Annotated in this window: 2 protein-coding genes; both read right to left on the bottom strand. The window is 62.8% G+C overall.

The genetic code is table 11. The features are described from left to right. Nucleotides 1-285, bottom strand: a 285-nt coding sequence (locus tag EN935_RS36955) for a 3-deoxy-7-phosphoheptulonate synthase (protein WP_164771731.1), incomplete at its 3' end; no start/stop codon positions are given. Between the two features lie 191 nt (nt 286-476). Beyond that, a partial coding sequence (locus EN935_RS36950; protein ID WP_348629924.1) for a TRCF domain-containing protein occupies nt 477-1,165 on the bottom strand: 689 nt, incomplete at its 5' end.

Below are 1,165 nucleotides of genomic sequence, written 5' to 3'. Positions count from 1 at the left end.
GGTGAGCACCACCGACATCTGCAGGAAGACGCGGAAGAAGTCGCGGATGTTGTCCGCGCCATGCTCGGCGAAGCTCTCGGCGCAATCGCCACCCTGGAGAAGGAACGCGTCACCGGCAGCGACAGCCGCGAGCTGCTTCTTCAGCTTGCGCGCCTCTCCTGCAAAAACCAGCGGCGGAAAGGTTGCGAGCTGGGCCTCCGTGCTCTTCAGCGCGGCAAGGTCCGGATAGGCAGGAACCTGCTTGATCGGCATTGCTCTCCACGAATTCGGCGACCATTTCGTCATCGCTGCACCCAACGCTCTTTCCGAGCAATTCCAGGAAAAGCGTGAAACGGTTTTCCGTCTGGAATTGCGTCAAACAAACAAATGGGCGCCATCGCCCGCCAATCCGCCCCATAGGGGATCGCGGCTCCATACACGAAGCCGATTTCCTATTCTAGACCGGAATTCAAGCGCTGGCGAATGTGCCGGCTGCGCTAGGCAGCCTTCTCCACCAGCCGTGCCAGTTGGGTCATCACCACCGCCGAACCCGCCAGCCGCTTTTCGGCCGTCGGCCAGTCGCGCACGAACACGACGCTGTGGTCCGGCCGGATCTTGGCCAACGAGCCCTGCTCGCCGATGAACCGGACCAGCCCGACCGGGTTGGAGAATTCGCGCTTGCGGAAATGGATAACGACGCCCTTCGGCCCGGCGTCGAGCTTCTCGACATTGGCTTTGCGGCAGAGCGCCTTGATGAAGACGATCTTGAGGAGATGCTTGACCTCTTCCGGCAGCGGGCCAAAGCGGTCGATCAGCTCGGCGCCGAAAGCATCGATTTCCTCGGTGTTTTCGAGATCGCCGAGACGGCGATAAAGCGCCAGCCTGAGCTGCAGGTCCGGCACATAGCTCTCCGGGATCATCCCCGCCGTGCCGACGGCGATCTGCGGCGACCAGCCGCCATCCTGCACTTCGCCGGAATCCTTCACCTCGGCGACCGCCTCTTCCAGCATCTGCTGGTAGAGCTCGAAGCCGACCTCCTTGATGTGGCCGGACTGCTCTTCGCCGAGAAGATTGCCGGCGCCCCTGATATCGAGGTCGTGGCTGGCCAGCTGGAAGCCGGCGCCCAGCGTGTCGAGCGATTGCAGCACCTTGAGCCTCCGCTCGGCGGTGTCGGTCAGCTTGCGGT

The sequence above is a fragment of the Mesorhizobium sp. M7D.F.Ca.US.004.03.1.1 genome (assembly GCF_003998635.1).
Classification (GTDB): Bacteria; Pseudomonadota; Alphaproteobacteria; order Rhizobiales; family Rhizobiaceae; genus Mesorhizobium; species Mesorhizobium loti.
The sequence above is the reverse complement of the archived record's forward strand: the minus strand, read 5'-3'. Positions and strand labels throughout refer to the sequence as shown.